General features: G+C 43.2%; 3 protein-coding genes. 1 reads left to right on the top strand and 2 read right to left on the bottom strand.

Annotation, left to right across the window (positions count from 1 at the left end; genetic code table 11):
• Both OS145_RS08505 and clpS read right to left on the bottom strand, forming a co-directional pair.
• On the bottom strand, positions 1-448 hold a 448-nt coding region (locus tag OS145_RS08505; protein WP_006955960.1), incomplete at its 3' end, for a Clp protease N-terminal domain-containing protein.
• 37 nt (positions 449-485) lie between these two features.
• Complete coding sequence (gene clpS, locus OS145_RS08500; RefSeq protein WP_006955959.1) at positions 486-800, bottom strand: ATP-dependent Clp protease adapter ClpS; 315 nt, start codon at positions 798-800, stop codon at positions 486-488.
• A 226-nt stretch (positions 801-1,026) separates the two neighbouring features.
• Here clpS and OS145_RS08495 point away from each other — a divergent pair.
• A partial coding sequence (locus OS145_RS08495) for a cold shock domain-containing protein (RefSeq protein ID WP_006955958.1) occupies positions 1,027-1,147 on the top strand: 121 nt, incomplete at its 3' end.

The raw sequence follows: 1,147 nt of genomic DNA, 5'->3' as shown, positions 1-1,147 counted from the left end.
TTGGCTCGTCTTGAGAGCGCGCGATGCCATGTGAGATATAATTAACGATATCTAAACGAGTGATATCATGCTTGTTCAGCAAATAGACGGCTTGTGACTCTTGTTCACTGAAAATCGCCACCAACACGTTCGCGCCACTCACTTCGGCATTACCAGAAGACTGAACGTGAAATACCGCACGCTGTAACACCCGCTGAAATCCGAGTGTCGGTTGTGTATCGGCGCCATCATCTTGCTCATCAAAGGTCGGTGTGCTGCGGTCGATGTAACTAATCAGTTCTTCTTTCAGTTGTTCAAAATTGAGTCCGCACGCGCGCAAAACTTCGGCTGCGTCTGGATTATCGAGCAAAGCCACGAGCAAATGCTCAACCGTCATTAGTTCATGACGACGCTCACGCGCCAGTCTGAACGCATCGTTCAAGGTAAGTTCTAACGCCTTGTTTAACATACCACTCTCCTTACCGTACTACGGCTGTGCTCGAATCTTACTCATGCTCCATGGTACAGAGCAACGGGTGCTGGTTTTCACGAGCGTACTGATTGACCTGCACCACTTTTGTCTCAGCTATCTCTGCTGAGTAAACCCCACACACCGCTTTCCCTTTATAGTGCACCTGCAACATCGTGTCTGTGGCTCTTTCGTTATTCATACGAAAAAACCTTATCAGCACCTCTATTACAAAGTCCATCGGTGTATAGTCATCATTATTCAATATGACCTTATACATCGAGGGTGGTTTCAGTTCGTGTTTACTTTCTTCCTCAACATCATATACGTGTTGATGATCAAACTGGCTCATGAATTAACAACCTATTATCACTATAGCTGATTTGTCTAATCTCGCTGGACAATTTTTGTTTATTTTTTTAACAAAAATGTCGATTTTTTCATCACATCTACTTGACTATTATACTCTGTGTCCTAGAGTAAAACATGGTGTTGGATGATGAAATTTTCAACCACACTTACGACAACCAAGTCTAATAATAACAAAATTCTTTTCGATAGAAGAAGGAAGTAGATGTATGGCAACCGGAAAAGTCAAATGGTTCAATAACTCCAAAGGTTTTGGCTTTATTGAGAGTGAGGACCGCGAGGGTGACATTTTCGCTCATTACTCAACAATCGATATGGAAGGCTATCGCA

It is taken from the genome of Idiomarina baltica OS145, assembly GCF_000152885.1.
In the GTDB taxonomy this organism is placed as follows: domain Bacteria; phylum Pseudomonadota; class Gammaproteobacteria; order Enterobacterales; family Alteromonadaceae; genus Idiomarina; species Idiomarina baltica.
This window is presented reverse-complemented; position numbering and strand designations above follow the sequence as displayed.

What these genes read in the sequence shown, in the direction of transcription:
- clpS (WP_006955959.1), bottom strand. Translation starts at nt 800, where the DNA reads ATGAGCCAGTTTGATCATCAACACGTATATGATGTTGAGGAAGAAAGT.